The sequence below is a fragment of the Nocardia sp. GCM10030253 genome, assembly GCF_042675075.1.
GTDB lineage: Bacteria > Actinomycetota > Actinomycetes > Mycobacteriales > Mycobacteriaceae > Nocardia.
The window spans coordinates 41,198-57,957 of record NZ_JBHTDL010000016.1; the positions used below are offsets into that span (position 1 = coordinate 41,198).

Consider the following 16,760-nt stretch of genomic DNA (forward strand, 5'->3'; position numbering starts at 1 on the left):
CGAGTCTCAGTCTGAGTAGGGTGGCTCCGATGACGCGGACCACCGTCGAAATGCCCCTGCGCTCGCTCGTCGAGCACCTGCGGATACGGGCGGCGGGGTGTGCCCGCCGGTACGTGCTCGGTATCGCGGGGCCGCCTGGGGCAGGCAAGTCCACGCTGTCCAAGTCCATCCGGGACGAGTTGAACCTCCGAGCCGGTTCCGTGATCGCCGAGATCGCGCCTATGGACGGTTTCCATTTGCCGAACGCGGTGTTGCGTGCGACAGGCAACCTCGAGCGCAAGGGCGAACCGGATACCTTCGATGTCGACGGGTACCTCGATATGCTGCGTCGCCTGCGCGATAACCCGGTCGGCGAGCCGGTGCCATGGCCGACCTTCGACCGCGCCATCGAGGAGCCGACACCGGCCGGTGTCATCTTCGGCAGGCACCAGATCGCGATTACCGAAGGCAACTACCTCCTTTTGGACGATCGCGAATCCGGCGGGTGGTCCACCGTGCGGAAGCTGCTCGATGAAGCCTGGTACCTGGACGTCGATCGGGACGTGATCGAACAACGCTTGGTACGCCGCCATATTCGCGGTGGTCGCACCGCCGACGCCGCCCGAATCAAGGTGCACGACAGCGATCTGCTCAATGCCGACCTGATTGCGGGCACCAGGGGCCGCGCAGATCTGGTGCTCCGTCAGCGCGAGGGACGCTACTACGCCGCCGAAGCCTGAGGTCTCGCCACCCGACCGGGTCGAAACGGCTCGGCGAGTGCTGCGGCTCGACGGCCCGGTTGGGTCGATCATGGACGGATGAAGGAGTCTCGGCGAATCTCCGCCCGCGCGCACGCCCTTCGGAACACGACCACGGTCGTGTGCGCACTGCTCTTCTACTACTGTGTCCCACTCGGATTCGAGCTGGGAGACGACTGGCCGGTCAAGGTCGTCGGACTTGTCGCATTCGTGACGGGCGTGGTCGGGTTGATTTGGATGACCTGGCAGCGGGTCGGTCGATACGTCGCGGATCCGGAGGCGACGAGCGGGCGCGTCGACGGTGTGTTGTTCGCACTGTGTGTGGCGGTGATGTTCTTCGCGTTGTTCTACTACATTCTCGAACTGCGGAATCCGAGCCAGTTCGGCGGCCTGAGCACCCGTACCGACGCGCTGTATTACACGATCGTCACTCTCGGCACCGTCGGCTACGGCGACGTGCAGGCGGTCGGCCAGGCGGCCCGGGTCGCGACCATGGTGCAGGTGGCCTTCGATCTCGTGGTGATCGGCACCCTGGTCGCGGTCGTCAATACCAGCATTACCCGTCGAGTGGAAGCAGCAGACGTTCGAAACACCCAGCGTGACTGAGCTTCCGTCCGTCAGCGGTTGGCGCGATACCAGCGGATCAGCGCGTCGGTGGAGGAGTCTCCTCGAGGCTCCGGCTCTTCCGGGGAAGTGAGCAGCGGGGCCAGCGCGAGGGCCTGCTGCTTGCCCAGTTCGACGCCCCACTGGTCGAAGCTGTCGATGCCCCAGATGGTGCCCTCGACGAAGACCTGGTGTTCATAGAGGGCGATCAACTGGCCGACCACCGACGGGGTGAGCTGCGGGGCGAGGATAGTGGTGCTCGGCCGGTTGCCTGGCATCACCTTGTGCGGCACTACTTTCGGATCGGCGCCCTCGGCGCCGTAGCGATCGCTTGCGGGTCGCTCGAAAGGATCAGCGATCTCCTCGGCGGTTTTACCGAAGGCGAGCACTTTGGTCTGCGCGAACAGGTTGCTCATGAGGATGTCGTGCATGCTGCCGGTGCCGTCGCGGGTAGGGAGATCATCGGTGGGACGGGCGAATCCGATGAAGTCCGCGGGGATCAGGCGGGTGCCCTGGTGCAGCAGTTGGTAAAAGGCATGCTGGCCGTTGGTGCCAGGTTCGCCCCAGAAGATCTCGCCGGTCGAGGTGGTCACCGGGGTGCCATCGGCACGGACCGACTTGCCGTTCGACTCCATGGTCAGCTGCTGCAGGTAGGCGGGAAAACGGGCGAGATCGTTCGAATAGGGCAGCACCGCACGGGATTCCGCGCCGAAGAAGTTCGAGTACCAGACGCCGAGCAGGCCGAGCAGTACCGGACCGTTGGCCTCCAGCGCAGCGGTGGCGAAATGCTTGTCGACGGCGTGCATGCCGGCCAGGAACTCGCCGAAACGTTCCTTGCCGATCGTCGCCATCACCGAAAGGCCGATGGCGGAATCCACCGAGTAGCGTCCGCCGACCCAATCCCAGAACCCGAACATGTTCGCGGTGTCGATACCGAATTCGGCGACCCGCTGCGCGTTCGTGGACACGGCGACGAAGTGTTTGGCGACCGCGTCCTCGCCGAGTGCCGCCACCAGCCAGCGTCGCGCGGCGGTGGCATTGGTCAACGTCTCCAGTGTCGAGAACGTCTTGGACGCAACGATGAACAGCGTGGTCGCGGGATCGAGCCCGTCGAGTTTCGCGACCATATCGGCAGGGTCGACATTCGAGACGAATCGCGCGCCGATCCCGGCGTCGGCGTAGTGGCGCAGTGCGCGGTGCACCATCTCCGGCCCCAGATCCGACCCGCCGATGCCGATATTGACCACCGTGGTGATCCGTTCCCCGGTGGCGCCACGCCACGCGCCCGAACGCAGCGAATCGGTGAATTCGCCCATCCGCCGCAGCACCTCGTGCACCTCGACAACCACGTCGGCGCCGTCCACGATCAGTGATTCACCGGCGGGCAGGCGCAGTGCGATGTGTTCGACCGCCCGGTTCTCCGAGGTGTTGATGTGCTCACCGCGGAACATGGCGTCGCGCCGCTCGACGACACCGGCCTCGCGCGCCAATTCGATGAGCAGATCCAGGGTTTCCCGCGTGACACGGTGCTTGCTGTAGTCGATGTGCAGGTCTGCCACCTGGACGGTCAGCTCACGGCCGCGCGCTGGATCGTCGGCGAAGAACTCACGCAGGTGCCGCTCGGCGACCGCGCCGTGGTGATCGTGCAGTTTCCCCCATGCCGCCGATGCGGTGATGTCGCTGCTCACGTTCGCCGAGGGTACAAGCCCTCGATCCGGCGCGCAGGAAAGGACCGCAAACTTCGGCCGGTGTTGGGCTGTCGGCCACCGGAGACGAGTCGACAGTGGCCACGCGGACGAGGGATTTCTCCGGCGATCCGCCGAGCGGTCGGCATAGGCTGGCGACATGGTGTCCGAACGCGAACTTCTTCAGTCAGTACCGACGCGGTTGTGGATCGGCGGGCCGGTCGATGCCACCGGAGGCGGCACCTTCGAGGTGCACAATCCGGCCACCGGGGAGGTGCTGACGCGCGTCGCGGACGCGACGCCGGAGGATGCGGTGCGCGCGCTCGACACGGCTGTCGAGGTGCAGGCGGATTGGGCTGCGACGTCCGCGCGGGAGCGTGGCGAGATCCTGCGTGCGGTGTTCGAGGCGATCACCGTGCGGTCCGAGGAATTCGCGCTGCTGATGACCCTCGAAATGGGCAAGGCGTTGCCGGAGAGCCGCAACGAGGTGCGCTACGGCGCTGAGTTCTTTCGCTGGTTCAGTGAAGAGGCTGTGCGGGTGCACGGGCGCTACCTGCACGCGCCGTCGGGCACCGGCCGGATCATGGTGCACAAGCAGCCGGTCGGACCATGTCTGGCGATTACGCCGTGGAACTTCCCGCTGGCCATGGGGACTCGCAAGATCGGTCCCGCGCTGGCCGCCGGTTGCACGATGATCGTCAAGCCCGCTTCGGCGACCCCGCTGACGATGCTGCTGCTCGCGAAGCTGTGCGCCGAGGCCGGACTGCCGAATGGAGTGCTCTCGGTGATCACCTCCAGTCATTCCGGTGCGGTGACGCAGCCGCTGCTGGACGATCCGCGGCTGCGCAAGCTCACCTTCACCGGATCGACCGAGGTCGGTAAGAAGCTCGTCGAGAAGTCGGCCAACGGACTGTTGCGCACCTCGATGGAGCTCGGCGGCAACGCGCCTTTCGTGGTGTTCGACGATGCCGATATCGATGCGGCCGTACAGGGCGCGATGCTCGCGAAACTGCGCAACGGGGGCGAGGCATGCACCGCGGCCAACCGCTTCCACGTGCAGAACAGCGTGTTGGAGGAGTTCACCACCAAGTTCGTCGAGGCGATGGCGAGCACCGTCACGCTCGGCCCCGGCACCGACCCCGACACCACCCTCGGCCCGCTGATCAGCGAGGACCAGCTGAACATCGTGAGCGAACTCGTCGAGGACGCGGTGTCGTCGGGCGCACAGGTGCGTCTTGGCGGCAAGGCGCCGGAGGGCCCTGGCTGGTTCTACCCCGCGACCATCCTGAGCGAGGTGCCGCCGCACGCCAGGATCCTGCGCGAGGAGGTCTTCGGGCCGGTCGCCCCGATCGTCGGATTCGAGACCGAGGCCGAGGGCCTTGCCGCTGCCAATGACACCGAATTCGGTCTGGTCAGCTACGTCTACACCCGTGATCTGGACCGTGCGCTGCGCATCGCCGAGGCATTGGAGAGCGGCATGGTCGGCGTCAATCGTGGCGTGATCTCCGACCCCGCCGCGCCCTTCGGCGGCGTGAAGGCCTCCGGCTTCGGCCGCGAGGGCGGCATCGAGGGCATCGAGGAGTACTTGTCCACCAAGTACATCGCGCTCACCTGAGCACCGTCCCCGGACGCGAAACGACCGCCCCGGGGGGTGTGAACACCCGGGGCGGCCTTGGGAAATGCGGAGGTCTTGCGATCGCCGCATGAGTATTGTGGCCGCGCGCCGCGGCCGGTAGTCAGTGGCCGAGTCGGCCGCGGCCGAGGCGGAGCAGCAGCATGGCGAGGGTGTGACCCTCCTGGCCGAGTTCGCTGAAGCGCTCGAGCACCTTCATCTCACGACTGTGTACGAGGCGGGGTCCGCCGGAAGCCATGCGCGTGCGGCCGATGATCCGGGAGATCTCGGTCCGGCGCTTGATGGCGGCGAGGATTTCCGCGTCGAGCTGGTCGATCTCCTTGCGGAGCTTCTCGATCTCCGCCTCGGAGTGCGGGAGAGCCGAGTCGGACCCGGTCGTCGTGGCAGGCGTGCTCATCATTCATCTCCTCGTGTCAGAACATGGATCGGCTCGTGAGCCGAGCTCGTTACCGATCGGTTCTTTCACCGTGCAACAGACCTGTTGGGGTGTTGCATTGTCCCCCCGGACGGGCGCTCAGGCGTAAGGGCCGCCATCACGATATCCGGTCGTTAACCGTATCGGATGCATCCCCGAAGCGCAGATCATGTGGCCAGTGTGCCATGGGTCCGAAGCAATGCAAAACACTTCATTTTGTGAATCTGCTGAGAACACCGTCACAGATTTGCCCCCACCGCACGCTGTGGCGGTTCACTCGTCGTTCGCCGACACGATGCCGAAAAGACATCGACGCGAACGGGGACTTCATCTCTGTCGGTAGCCGCCGGTAGCGTTGATGGACGATGGACATCACGGTGGCTCCCCAGATGCAGGCCGGGCAGACTCGGCACCAGGAATCGGACCGGAAACCGCAGGTCGACGATGGTCGTGCCGTGGATTCGGCGCAGTCCGCCGAAGAGCGCCGTCTCGAAAGGGAGCAGCGCAAGGCCGAAGAGGCCGAGCGGCTACTCGAGGGCCTCAACCCGCAACAGCGCGCGGCGGTCGTGCACACCGGCGCGCCGCTGCTGATCGTCGCGGGCGCGGGCTCGGGCAAAACCGCTGTGCTGACACGGCGAATCGCCTACCTGCTCGCCGCGCGAGGGGCAACGCCGGGACAGATCCTCGCCATCACGTTCACCAACAAGGCTGCTGCGGAGATGCGGGAACGCGTCATCGGCCTGGTCGGCCCGCGCGCCAACAATATGTGGGTTTCCACATTCCACTCCAGTTGCGTGCGCATCCTGCGCATGCAGGCGGCCCTGCTGCCCGGCCTGAATTCGAATTTCTCCATCTACGATGCCGACGATTCGCGCCGGTTGCTCACGATGATCAGCCGCGATTTCGATATCGATGTGAAGAAATACTCGGCACGGCTGCTGGCGACCGCTATCTCGAATCTGAAGAACGAGCTCATCGGGCCCGCACAGGCAACGGCCGACGCCGAATCCGACGAGACCGAGCTGCCGGGTCTCGTCGCCCGGGTATACACCGAGTATCAGCGCCGATTGCGCGCGGCAAACGCAATGGACTTCGACGACCTGATCGGCGAAACGGTGGCGTTGCTGCAAAACCACCCGCAGGTCGCGGAGTACTACCGCCGCCGCTTCCGGCACGTGCTCGTCGACGAATACCAGGACACCAACCACGCGCAGTACATCCTGGTGCGTGAGCTGGTCGGACATCACGTCGAGGCCGCCGTGCGGGAATCCGGCGACGCCGAGCAGACTCCGGATGCGGTGGCGCCGAGTGAGCTGTGCGTGGTCGGCGACGCGGACCAGTCCATTTACGCTTTCCGCGGCGCGACCATCCGCAATATCGAGGAATTCGAACGCGACTTTCCCGATGCCGAAACCATTCTGCTGGAACAGAACTACCGGTCCACCCAGCACATTCTGTCGGCCGCGAACGCGGTGATCTCGCGCAACGAGAACCGTCGGGACAAGCGGCTGTGGACCGATTCCGGCGAGGGTGATCTGATCACCGGCTACGTCGCCGACAACGAGCACGACGAGGCCTCTTTCGTGGCCCGCGAGATCGACCGGCTGGTGGATGCCAAGGAGGCCACCTATGGCGACGTCGCGGTCTTCTATCGCACCAACAACAACTCGCGCGCACTGGAAGAAATCTTCATTCGGATGGGCCTGCCGTACAAGGTGGTCGGCGGCGTCCGCTTCTACGAGCGCAAGGAAGTGCGCGACATAGTCGCCTACCTGCGCGTGCTGGAGAACCCCGACGACGCGGTCAGCCTGCGCCGAATTCTCAATACCCCGCGTCGCGGTATCGGTGACCGTGCCGAGGCCTGTGTCGCGGTGCACGCCGAGCAGCGCGACATCGGTTTCGCCGAGGCGCTGCGCGATGCGGGTGAGGGCAAGGTCGCGCTGCTGAACACCCGCGCCCAACGGGCGATCGCCGGGTTCCTCGACCTGCTGGAGCAGATTCGAGCGGCGGGCGCGCAGGCGGAGCTGGACTTCCCCGATGTCGGGAATGTGGTCGACGCGGTGCTGGAACGCACCGGCTACCGCGCCGAGCTGGAGGCGTCCGACGACCCACAGGACGGCGCCCGGCTGGACAATCTGAACGAACTGGTCAGCGTCGCAAGGGAATTCAGCTCGGAGGCCTACAACAATGCCGCCGCGGCCCGCGAGGAGGGGCTGGTGCCGGAGGCGGCCGATGGCGAACCGGATCCCGGTTCGCTCGCGGCCTTCCTGGAGCGGGTCTCGCTGGTGGCCGACACCGATCAGATCCCCGACGAGGGTGCCGGTGTCGTCACGATGATGACGCTGCACACCGCCAAAGGCCTCGAGTTCCCTGTCGTGTTCGTGACCGGCTGGGAGGACGGACAGTTCCCGCACATGCGGGCGCTCGGCGATCCCACCGAGCTGGCCGAGGAGCGCCGTCTCGCCTACGTCGGCATCACCAGGGCAAGGCGCAGGCTGTATCTGACCCGCGCGGTGGTCCGCTCCGGCTGGGGTCAGCCCGTCTCGAACCCGGAATCTCGTTTCCTGCAAGAGATTCCGAGCCACCTGATCGACTGGAAGCGGCTGGAGCCGAGCGGCTCACCGCTGACAAGGAGCATTCGGCGTCGCGGTGACGACGACAGCGTGGAACGGGACTGGACCCGAGGCGACGGCTGGAACGAGCAGCGCCCCGGCGTGCGCGGCGACCGCGGCCCGCGCCGCCCTGCCCCCGGTGGCGCCACCCGCAACAACGCTGATCTGGTACTCGCCGTCGGCGATCGGGTCACCGACGACAAATACGGCCTCGGCCGGGTTGTCGCCGCCGAAGGCTTCGGACCGCTGGCCACCGTGACCATCGACTTCGGCACTGCCGGAAAGATCCGCCTGATCCCGCAATACAGCCGGACTCTGGTCAAGCTCTGAGATCGGTTGTCCTTCCTCGACTGTAGGAGGGTCGTATGCGGCTACCGACACAGCAGCCAGCGTGCCCGAGCGGTCGCCGCGGGCCGACAGGTAAGACCTGGGTGGCGCGGTATTGATCAGCGGGGCAGGAGATCGCTGAGTGCTTCGTCCAGGCTCGGGTAGCGGAAGCGAAATCCGGCCTCGCGCAACACCGTTGAGGTGGCGTGCCGGCCGGTCAGGCCGAGTGCCGGATCCGTGCGCAGCAGGACCGCGCCGACTGCCAGTAGTGCAGCCGGGGTCGGTGGTGCGGGCGGGCGGTGCAGGTGCCTGCGCAGCGCCGTCATCAGTTCGCGGTTGCGGACGGGGAAGTCGGTGGCCGCCACCAGGATCCCGTTCGGCAGTGTGACGTCGGGGTCGAGTCCGAGGGCGGCGCGGACGATCGCGAGCCAGTCCTCGACGTGGATCCAGCTGAACCACTGCTCGCCGCTGCCGACCCGGCCGCCGAGGCCCGCCTTGGTCAATTGGCCGAGCCTTTTCAGCGCGGGCGCCTTGGCGTCCAGCACGATCGAGGTGCGCAGGATCGTCGAGTGCACCGCATTGGCACCCTCGAACGTGCGCTCCCAAGGTTCGGCGACTCCGGTCATCTGCGGCAGCCCTACCGGCAGCGGAGTCGTTTCGGTGCACCGGATTTCGCCCGCGTCCGACCAGATCGCGGTCGTACTGGCCTGCACCCAGTAGTCGATCGGCGCGTCAAGCGTGGCGGCCGCCTCGACCAGGGCGCGCGTCGAATCCACGCGGCTGCGTCGCAGCTCATCGATATTGCGTCGGGTGGGCCGGCAGTCGACCAGCTTGCCCGCCAGATTGATCAGTGCGGTCGGCCCGGAGTTCTTCAGCGCGCCAACCCATTCGCCGACAGTCTTGCCGTCCCACTCCGCCTGCGCGAACGGCAGCGCCGGATCGCGCCGCCGAGTCAGGATGGTTACCCGCTGTCCCCGGCAGGTCAGGTCCGCGGCAATCTGCTTGCCGAGTGCCCCGGTACCGCCCGCGATCACCGCATGCAATGCCGTGGCCTCAGCCACGACTCCGGCGAGTTGAGCGAGCCGCGCGAAGCACACGCGGGCATCGGTCTCCAACAGCCCGCCGACCACGGCTCTGGTGATCGGAGCCGAGACTCCGGTGAAGGTCAGTCGCTGCGTCACCTCGGTCCCACCGTCGCGCGGCGTCAGCGTCCACGACAGCCGCATCCGCCCCACCGGTTCCGGCTGTTCCAGCGCCAGCTCGTGCCCGGGAACAAGCACCGTGATCACGAACGGCGGCGCAGTCCGTCCATGCACTGTCTCGAAGATTCGCCCCCGCGGCAGATAGTCCCCGGTAGTGCCGACGGCAACCGGCCCATGCAGCCGTACCGAAGTGACTGTCGTGTTCCACTCCGGCCACCGATCCGGATCCCCCAGCACCCGCCACACGTCTTCCGGTGGCAGCGCAATGAATTGGGTGTACGTCGTTGTACGAGCCATACCCAAAAGCTATCCCGCCCCGGTGCGCCCAGGAAGCGTGCCTTTGATCACCCGCACACTGCTCGTCGAGCACGTCCAGAAACCGGCCGCGCCCTAGACCCGCAGTCCGCAACAGAGATTTCTGGGCTCCACGACTGGCTGAAGACGCCGTGCGGTGGTCGAGCACATGGGTGACCCACCAGGTCCGCCCAAAACCTCAGCCACCCACCACCGCCTGCCCGCGATGCAGAATCAAGACTCCCTACCATCGGCAAAGTTGCGGAGAGGCGGGCAAGTCCTAGTCGCGCCGGGAGCCGAGGCTGATGCCGCGGGTGGCGAGCCAGGGCAGCGGGTCGATCTTGTCGACGCCGTTCAGCCATACCTCGAAGTGGCAGTGCGGGCCGGTGGAGAAGCCGCGGTTGCCGATGGTGGCGATCTGATCGCCCGCCAGCACGCGCTGACCCTGCGACACGGTCGCGGTGTCGATGTGCCCGTAGATGGTGACGGTGCCGTCGTCGTGCAGCAGCCGTACCCACATACCGAATCCGCTTGCCGGGCCTGCTTCGATCACGGTGGCGTCGGCGACCGCGTAGATCGGGGTTCCGATCGGGCCCGCGATGTCGATACCGAGATGCTGGACGCCCCAGCGGGCGCCGTAGCCGGAGGTGAAATTGCCCGCGGCGAACTTCGTGAACAGCGGGCGAAGCTTGGCGGCTTCTTCGGCGGCGAGATCCTCGGCGTACTTCTGGCCCTTCTGTAGGATGTCGTTGAACTGGCCCAGATTGGCCGGGGCCGAGACATTGAGTACCTGAGGCGAATCCGGTGCGGCGGTGGGGTCGGTCACGCTGACCGACTGCGCGGCGATCTCGTGGATCTGACCCGCGGCTTCGTAATCGACTGACGGTGAGGGCTGTTCGGGCGAGGCGAATGCGGCCTGACCCGCGGCGACGACCGCGCCTGCCGCGACAGCGACGACCGCGGCGCGCCCCTTGAGGGCGGTCGGCGGTGCGGGCATCCGGTGCGCGCCGCCGCGCCGCTGCGAGCGGCGCCCGGGAATCACGGTGGGGGCGGCGGGAGATTCGTCGGCGTCGGCCTCGTGTTCCCACGAGTCGTCGGCGTCGGGGCTCCAGGAGTCACCGGTGTCGGGTGTCCACGAGTTGTCGGCCTCGGGTGTCCACGAGTTGTCGGCGTCAGGCGCCCACGATTCCTCGGATGACCAAGCGCCGCCGTCGGACCACGAATCCTGCTGCGACCATTCCTGCTGCGGCCACGAATCGTGTGCGGACCAGGACTCGTCGCGATGGTTATCGGTGGTGCGGAAGTCGTATCCGGCGTGCGATCCGGCGGCGGGGGCCGCGTATCGGGCGTCTGCCACCGGAGCGGGCTGTCTGCTCTGGTCGGCGTGACCGCCGAACGACTCGTCATCGTCACGATAACGATGGCCGGAGCGAACGCGATTTGAAGATGGAAGGGTCGAGCGATGGTTCATCGGCTATGCCACATCGTGGAGCTGGAGATGTTCGCGGTGTCGAGATCCCTGCCCCGCTGGGGCGTTGACGGGTCATCTGCGGAACGGCTCTCCGTCTGCGGAGTGCTGTGCTGCGTCAAGCTTGCCGTCCTCCTAGTCGTGACCGTGTTGTGACATCGACCGCAATGACGGTAACGAAACGATTGCGGGGTCCGCAAGCGTTGCACGCGATCAATCCAAACATGTGAGATTGATCACGGTAACAGCACGGAATATCGCACCGTTCAGTGGGCACTCGAGTGAGGTCATTCGACGACGGCCTGTAGTAGACGGCCCCCCTTTTCTGGGTTCGGTGGGTCTACCTGGCGCACCGCCGGGAAGCTACTCGTGAGTAGCCTTGGCCAGCGGTTTTTCCGGCCTGAGCATCGGCCCGTGACCTGCGCCACTTACGATGAACGTGGCCGTTTGGCCGTCCATGTGACTGGTTAGAGTCCGACCCGACCCGCTTCCGACGTCGGGCCGCCAACAAAGACGTTGTCATAGCAACGCAGACGAGACGGTGAGTACATGGATCTCTTCGAATACCAGGCGAAGGAGCTCTTCGTTAAGCACGGAGTGCCTTCGTCCGAGGGCCGCGTGACGGACACGGTCGAGGAAGCCCGCGCCATCGCGGAGGAAATCGGCAAGCCGGTAATGATCAAGGCGCAGGTCAAGGTGGGCGGCCGTGGCAAGGCCGGTGGCGTCAAGTACGCCGCCACCCCGGACGACGCGCTTACCCATGCGCAGAACATCCTCGGCCTGGATATCAAGGGCCACATCGTGAAGAAGCTCCTTGTCGCCGAGGCCAAGGACATCGCGGAGGAGTACTACATCTCCTTCCTGCTGGATCGTTCCAACCGCACCTACCTGGCCATGTGCTCGGTCGAAGGCGGCATGGAGATCGAAGAGGTCGCCGCGACCAAGCCGGAGCGGCTGGCCAAGGTGCCGGTCGACGCTGTCAAGGGTGTCGACCTCGCGTTCGCCCGCTCGATCGCCGAGCAGGGCCACCTGCCCGCCGACGTACTCGACGCTGCGGCCGTGACCATCCAGAAGCTGTGGGAGGTGTTCGTCGGCGAGGACGCCACCCTGGTGGAGGTCAACCCGCTGGTCCGCACGCCCGACAACCAGATCCTTGCCCTCGACGGCAAGGTCACCCTCGACGAGAACGCCGAGTTCCGGCACGCGGACCACGAGGCGTTCGCGGACAAGGACGCGACCGACCCGCTGGAGCTCAAGGCCAAGGAAAACGACCTCAACTACGTCAAGCTCGACGGTGAGGTCGGCATCATCGGCAACGGCGCCGGTCTGGTCATGTCCACGCTCGACGTCGTCGCCTACGCGGGCGAGAACCACGGCGGCGTCAAGCCCGCCAACTTCCTCGACATCGGTGGTGGCGCCTCGGCGGAGGTCATGGCCGCGGGCCTGGACGTCATCCTGAACGACGCGCAGGTCAAGAGCGTGTTCGTGAACGTCTTCGGTGGCATCACCGCGTGTGACGCGGTCGCCAACGGCATCGTGAAGGCGCTGGAAATCCTTGGCGCCGAGGCGAACAAGCCGCTGGTCGTCCGTCTCGACGGCAACAAGGTCGACGAGGGTCGCCAGATCCTCGTGGATGCCGCGCATCCGCTGATCACACTTGCGCAGACAATGGACGAAGGCGCCGACAAGGCCGCCGAACTGGCTTCCCGGTAAACCGAGCCAAGTAAGGAATATCCCGAAATGTCTATCTTCCTGAACAAGGACTCGAAGGTCATCGTCCAGGGCATCACCGGCGGTGAGGGCACCAAGCACACCGCGCTCATGCTCAAGGCCGGCACCCAGGTCGTCGGTGGCGTCAACGCGCGCAAGGCGGGCACCACCGTCGCGCACACCGATAAGGACGGCGCCGCGGTCGAGCTGCCGGTGTTCGGCACCGTCGCCGAGGCCATCAAGGAAACCGGCGCGGATGTCTCCATCGCGTTCGTGCCGCCGAAGTTCGCCAAGGACGCCATCATCGAGGCCATCGACGCGGAGATCCCGCTGCTCGTGGTCATCACCGAGGGCATCCCGGTGCAGGACACCGCATACGCGTGGGCCTACAACGTGGAGAAGGGCAACAAGACCCGGATCATCGGCCCGAACTGCCCCGGCATCATTACCCCCGGCGAGTCGCTGGTCGGCATCACCCCGGCCAACATCACCGGCAAGGGCCCGGTCGGTCTGGTGTCGAAGTCCGGCACGCTGACCTACCAGATGATGTTCGAACTGCGTGACTTCGGCTTCTCCACCGCCATCGGCATCGGCGGCGACCCGGTCATCGGCACCACCCATATCGACGCCATCGAGGCGTTCGAGAAGGACCCGGAGACCAAGCTGATCGTGATGATCGGTGAGATCGGGGGCGACGCCGAGGAGCGGGCCGCGGCCTACATCAAGGCCAACGTCACCAAGCCGGTCGTCGGCTACGTCGCGGGCTTCACCGCCCCCGAGGGCAAGACCATGGGCCACGCGGGCGCCATCGTCTCCGGCTCGGCGGGCACTGCCCAGGCGAAGAAGGACGCGCTCGAGGCCGCAGGCGTAAAGGTCGGCAAGACGCCGTCCGAGACCGCCGCGCTTGCTCGCGAAATCCTGGAGAAGGCAAGCATCACCGCCTGATCCACGATCATCGAAAAGGCCGCCTTCCGAATCCGGAGGGCGGCCTTTTCGCCTGGCGAGCGGGCACGCCCGCTGCTGACTTCATCGTGGGTATCGCGAATCGTTATGGAGTCGGGACTGTCATGCGATACCAGGCACGGAAGCCTTGATCAGGTCGCCCGGCCGGTTTGTTAAGGATGACCTGGACCGGCCAGTGCAGTAGCGTCAGAAGAGATCCAGCCGTCTAGAACCGCATGACTCGACCTAGGAGACGACGACATGTCCTACCCGACCGGGGGCTCCGGGTACAACACACCCGCGACGCCCTCCGTTCCTTCCAGCCTCGGCCAGTCGGCGGGTAGTACCGGCACAAGTTCGAGCACTTCCGGATCCGATGCCAAGGGGCTGCCGTTCTTCCTGACAGCCGGTATCGCCGGTCTCGGCGTGCTGAACTTCCTGCTCGGCTTCCTGCCCTACGCGGCTCGTGAAGCGGTCAACCCGTTGAACGGCGTCAAGATCGCGAGTGAAAGCGCCAGTTCCTTCGAGGTCCCGCTGACGGCGCTGCTCGCGCTGCTGCTGCTCGGTGGTGTGCTCGCCGGACTGTCGCTGCTGCCGAAGCAGAACTGGACCGGAGCGGCCGCCGCGGCGTCGATCGCGGGTTTCCTCGGGCTGGCGTTTCAGTCGTTCAACCTGTCCGACGGCGTCGAATTGAAGTGGGGCGCATGGGTTGTGCTCTTCCTCGCCCTAGTACAGGCCGCCCTCGGGATCGGCGCGGTGCTGTTCGAGGCGGGCATCCTCACGCCGCCCGCGCCGAAGCCCGCCACACCGCAGGGCCCGCCGAGCGGTTTCGGACAGGGTGGCTACGGTCAGCAACCGTCCGCGTTCGGTCAGCAGCCGTCGGCGTTCGGCCAGAGTCAGCCGAGCCAGTCCGGCTACGGCCAGAGTCAGCCGGGCCAGGGCTACGGCCAGCCGGGTTACGGCCAGAGTCAGCCGAGCCAGCCCACCTACGGCCAGAGTCAGCCGAGCCAGCCCACCTACGGCCAGAGTCAGCCGGGCCAGCCCGCCTACGGCCAGGGCCAGCCGGGCCAACCCGGGTACGGCCAGCAGCCGTCCTACGGCCAGCAGCCCGGATACGGTGCGGCACAGCAGGGTTCGCCCTACGGTGCGGCAGGCGGGGCCCCGCGCCCCGACGAGAGTGCCACCCAGCATTTCGGTGCCGCACAGCCTGGTCAGCAGCAGTACGGCGCGCCGGGCTACGGCCAGAGCCAGCCGCAGCAGCCGCAGCAGCCGCAGCAGGGGCAGCCTTTCGGCACCGAGCAGGGTTCGGACCCGGCCTCGGACGCCACTCAGGCGTTCCGCCCGTCGGACGACAACAAGTAGTTCCGCCGCTCTCCCGGCGCCGCGTCCATCGCATGTGGGCGCGGCGCGCCTGCCCCGCTCGGGCCGGGGGAGCTGCCACGCTGAATTTCCATGAGCTCCCCGAGATCCTCTCTTGTTCGCCGGACCACCGGGTCCCGTGGCGCGCCGGATTCCTCGGCGCGCAGGCCACGTAGCGGCGCTCCGGCGCCCGGCGATGGCGACGAGCCCGGGTTTCTCTCGCTGACTCCGGAACGCGCCCGGGTCCTGGTGCTGGTCGCCGCGCGTCCCACGACCCTCGTGCTCACCGCCGTCATCGTCCTCGTGCTCGGCACCTTGCTGGCCTCCGGTAGCAGTCTGACCGGAACCTCGGGCGCGATCGCCGCGGGTTGGCTTGCGGCGCACCAGGTTCCGCTGGTGATCGGCAAGACCACGCTCGGTCTGCTGCCGCTGTTGCCGACCGGCGTGCTGGTCTGGCTGACCGGACGTGAATGTGCCCGCGCGGTCGAGCCGAACAGCTCGCGCGCCGATCTCGGCTGGATCCTCGGCGCGGCGCTGGCCGGGCCGCTGCTGGTCTCGTCGGTCTGCCTGGCGGTCGCCGAGGACGCCTCCGGCGTCGTCGCGCTGCAACCGCCGAATACTCTCGCCGCGTTCGGCTGGGTCGGCGGCGTGCATCTTGTCGCCGCGGCGGGTGGGATCGCCAGCCGCAATCGACGCAGGCTGTTCACGTTGCTGCGGATGCCGGACTGGGCCATTGCGGGCGCCTTCGGCGCGAGTCGGACCGTGCTGCGTCTGCTTGCCTGTGCCACCGCGGTCACCGTGGTGTCGTTCCTCGCGCACTGGTCCCGGATCGGCGACACCTACCAAACGGCGGGCAATGCCGCCGGGGTAATCGGACTGACCCTGCTCTCGCTCGCCTATCTGCCGAATGTGGTTGTCGATGCGGTGAGCGTGCTGAGCGGGGCCAGCACCCAGTTCGGCGATGCCTCGGTCGGCGTGTTCTCGGTCGTCGGCGGGCCGATTCCGGCGGTTCCGGTGCTGGCCGCGGTGCCGACCGGGCCCGCGGCGGGGTGGTGGCCGGTGCTGCTGCTGATTCCGGTCGCGGTCGGTGTCCTCGGCGGGCTGGACAGTGCGCGGACCTCCACCGACCGGATCGCCGCGCCATGGGCGACGCTGACCTCGGCAGGTCTGGCCACCGCGGTGCTGGCGCTGCTCGGCGTGGTCGCGGGCGGTGAGCTCGGCACGTTCGGCCGGGTCGGGTTCGACCTGCCGATCTTCGCGGCGGTGAGCTTCGCCTGGCTGGCCATCGCGGGCTACGTGGGGCTGGCGGTCGGGCGCTGGTTCGTCGTTCCGGTCGGCGCCCCGAGCGCCGCGTATGACGAAGACGACGACGATTACTACTACGCGGACGACGAATACGGCGACTACCGCGATGACGACTACCGCGACGACTACGACGATGACGACTACCACGACGAATACACGGCCGCCGACGACTATGCCTCCGATGACGACTATTTCGACGACGACTACCAGCACTACGACGGGCCCGACCTGGAGGTAGCGGTCGACGGTGAGCTCGTCGAAGAGCAACCCGCTCTGGCCGTGCGCGGTTCGGCGTCCGACAGCAATACCATCCCCGACATCGTCGATGCCGAAGTGGTCGAGGCGGACCTGCCGGAAAGTGACCGGGTGGACGGCCGTTAGGCTCTAGGACGGCGGTGTTGCACCGCCCGCGTTTAGACAACCCCCGCCTTTCGCCCGACACGCAGGAGTAGAGCGCTGACGTCCTCG

Annotated in this window: 12 protein-coding genes; 8 read left to right on the plus strand and 4 right to left on the minus strand. The window is 66.8% G+C overall.

Annotated elements, in window-relative coordinates; translation table 11 throughout:
* Window positions 1-29: 29 nt before the first annotated feature.
* A complete protein-coding gene (locus ACFQZZ_RS32160) occupies window positions 30-719 on the plus strand; it encodes a nucleoside/nucleotide kinase family protein (RefSeq protein ID WP_378688296.1) in 690 nt (229 codons plus the stop codon).
* Window positions 720-797: 78 nt separating this feature from the next.
* Window positions 798-1,343 carry a potassium channel family protein gene (locus ACFQZZ_RS32165; protein ID WP_378688298.1) on the plus strand — a complete coding sequence of 182 codons (546 nt, stop codon included), beginning with the start codon at window positions 798-800 and terminating at the stop codon, window positions 1,341-1,343.
* An 11-nt stretch (window positions 1,344-1,354) separates the two neighbouring features.
* On the opposite strand, the gene pgi is transcribed toward ACFQZZ_RS32165, so the two are convergent.
* The gene (gene pgi, locus ACFQZZ_RS32170) at window positions 1,355-3,028 is read right to left on the minus strand and encodes a glucose-6-phosphate isomerase (RefSeq protein ID WP_378688300.1); all 1,674 of its coding nucleotides are present in this window, start codon (window positions 3,026-3,028) and stop codon (window positions 1,355-1,357) included.
* Between the two features lie 157 nt (window positions 3,029-3,185).
* Between pgi and ACFQZZ_RS32175 the strand changes: the two genes are divergently transcribed.
* The gene (locus tag ACFQZZ_RS32175; protein ID WP_378688303.1) at window positions 3,186-4,640 is read left to right on the plus strand and encodes an NAD-dependent succinate-semialdehyde dehydrogenase; all 1,455 of its coding nucleotides are present in this window, start codon (window positions 3,186-3,188) and stop codon (window positions 4,638-4,640) included.
* Between the two features lie 121 nt (window positions 4,641-4,761).
* On the opposite strand, the gene ACFQZZ_RS32180 is transcribed toward ACFQZZ_RS32175, so the two are convergent.
* The gene (locus ACFQZZ_RS32180; protein ID WP_378688595.1) at window positions 4,762-5,055 is read right to left on the minus strand and encodes a chorismate mutase; all 294 of its coding nucleotides are present in this window, start codon (window positions 5,053-5,055) and stop codon (window positions 4,762-4,764) included.
* Between the two features lie 383 nt (window positions 5,056-5,438).
* On the opposite strand from ACFQZZ_RS32180, the gene pcrA reads away from it, so the two are divergent.
* A complete protein-coding gene (gene pcrA, locus ACFQZZ_RS32185) occupies window positions 5,439-8,015 on the plus strand; it encodes a DNA helicase PcrA (RefSeq protein ID WP_378688306.1) in 2,577 nt (858 codons plus the stop codon).
* Between the two features lie 116 nt (window positions 8,016-8,131).
* Here pcrA and ACFQZZ_RS32190 read toward each other — a convergent pair whose 3' ends face one another.
* Window positions 8,132-9,511, minus strand: a complete 1,380-nt coding sequence (locus ACFQZZ_RS32190; protein WP_378688309.1) for a DUF1731 domain-containing protein — start codon at window positions 9,509-9,511, stop codon at window positions 8,132-8,134.
* Window positions 9,512-9,788: 277 nt separating this feature from the next.
* On the minus strand, window positions 9,789-10,979 hold the full coding sequence (locus ACFQZZ_RS32195; protein ID WP_378688312.1) for a M23 family metallopeptidase: 1,191 nt from the start codon (window positions 10,977-10,979) through the stop codon (window positions 9,789-9,791).
* Window positions 10,980-11,525: 546 nt separating this feature from the next.
* On the opposite strand from ACFQZZ_RS32195, the gene sucC reads away from it, so the two are divergent.
* The 4 genes from sucC (at window position 11,526) to ACFQZZ_RS32215 (ending at window position 16,673) form a co-directional block, all read left to right on the plus strand.
* On the plus strand, window positions 11,526-12,689 hold the full coding sequence (sucC, locus tag ACFQZZ_RS32200; protein WP_378688314.1) for an ADP-forming succinate--CoA ligase subunit beta: 1,164 nt from the start codon (window positions 11,526-11,528) through the stop codon (window positions 12,687-12,689).
* A gap of 27 nt (window positions 12,690-12,716) precedes the next feature.
* Window positions 12,717-13,631, plus strand: a complete 915-nt coding sequence (gene sucD / locus ACFQZZ_RS32205) for a succinate--CoA ligase subunit alpha (RefSeq protein WP_328406358.1) — start codon at window positions 12,717-12,719, stop codon at window positions 13,629-13,631.
* Between the two features lie 258 nt (window positions 13,632-13,889).
* Window positions 13,890-14,990: a DUF5336 domain-containing protein gene (locus ACFQZZ_RS32210; protein ID WP_378688318.1), complete on the plus strand. Its 1,101-nt coding sequence runs from the start codon at window positions 13,890-13,892 to the stop codon at window positions 14,988-14,990.
* A 90-nt stretch (window positions 14,991-15,080) separates the two neighbouring features.
* Window positions 15,081-16,673 carry a DUF6350 family protein gene (locus ACFQZZ_RS32215; RefSeq protein WP_378688321.1) on the plus strand — a complete coding sequence of 531 codons (1,593 nt, stop codon included), beginning with the start codon at window positions 15,081-15,083 and terminating at the stop codon, window positions 16,671-16,673.
* Window positions 16,674-16,760 lie beyond the last annotated feature (87 nt).

Coding starts and splice junctions, on each gene's coding strand:
- ACFQZZ_RS32160 (WP_378688296.1), top strand. CDS start 30: ATGACGCGGACCACCGTCGAAATGCCCCTGCGCTCGCTCGTCGAGCAC.
- ACFQZZ_RS32165 (WP_378688298.1), top strand. CDS start 798: ATGAAGGAGTCTCGGCGAATCTCCGCCCGCGCGCACGCCCTTCGGAAC.
- ACFQZZ_RS32175 (WP_378688303.1), top strand. CDS start 3,186: ATGGTGTCCGAACGCGAACTTCTTCAGTCAGTACCGACGCGGTTGTGG.
- ACFQZZ_RS32180 (WP_378688595.1), bottom strand. CDS start 5,055: ATGAGCACGCCTGCCACGACGACCGGGTCCGACTCGGCTCTCCCGCAC.
- pcrA (WP_378688306.1), top strand. CDS start 5,439: ATGGACATCACGGTGGCTCCCCAGATGCAGGCCGGGCAGACTCGGCAC.
- ACFQZZ_RS32190 (WP_378688309.1), bottom strand. CDS start 9,511: ATGGCTCGTACAACGACGTACACCCAATTCATTGCGCTGCCACCGGAA.
- ACFQZZ_RS32195 (WP_378688312.1), bottom strand. CDS start 10,979: ATGAACCATCGCTCGACCCTTCCATCTTCAAATCGCGTTCGCTCCGGC.
- sucC (WP_378688314.1), top strand. CDS start 11,526: ATGGATCTCTTCGAATACCAGGCGAAGGAGCTCTTCGTTAAGCACGGA.
- sucD (WP_328406358.1), top strand. CDS start 12,717: ATGTCTATCTTCCTGAACAAGGACTCGAAGGTCATCGTCCAGGGCATC.
- ACFQZZ_RS32210 (WP_378688318.1), top strand. CDS start 13,890: ATGTCCTACCCGACCGGGGGCTCCGGGTACAACACACCCGCGACGCCC.
- ACFQZZ_RS32215 (WP_378688321.1), top strand. CDS start 15,081: ATGAGCTCCCCGAGATCCTCTCTTGTTCGCCGGACCACCGGGTCCCGT.